The organism is Vogesella mureinivorans, assembly GCF_007644035.1.
In the GTDB taxonomy this organism is placed as follows: domain Bacteria; phylum Pseudomonadota; class Gammaproteobacteria; order Burkholderiales; family Chromobacteriaceae; genus Vogesella; species Vogesella mureinivorans.
In genome coordinates this window covers 1-297 of record NZ_VMTV02000580.1, presented here as the reverse complement: position 1 = coordinate 297, position 297 = coordinate 1, and the positions used below count along the sequence as shown (strand labels likewise).

Here is a 297-nt window from a genome sequence, read left to right as displayed (position 1 = left end):
CTTGACAGCGCCACCGCGGCTCTCGGCCGCATCCAACAGTTCGCCGGCGAGCTTGCGCGGCATCGAGGTTTCGCCGCGCTTGCGAGCGGACTCGATGACCCAGCGCATGGCGAGGGCCGAGCGGCGCGAGCTGCGCACTTCAACCGGCACCTGGTAGGTCGCACCACCGACGCGGCGGGACTTAACCTCGACCGCCGGAGCAACGTTGCCCAGCGCCTTCTCGACAAGCTCCAGCGGATTGCCGGACTTCTCGCCGATGACCTCCATCGCGCCATAGACAATGCTCTCGGCGACGGA

The 297-nt window shown here is 67.7% G+C and carries 1 protein-coding gene; it reads right to left on the bottom strand.

From position 1 onward, the window contains the following. On the bottom strand, nucleotides 1-297 hold a 297-nt coding region (locus tag FLQ44_RS16365), incomplete at both ends, for a small ribosomal subunit protein uS7 (RefSeq protein ID WP_439144938.1).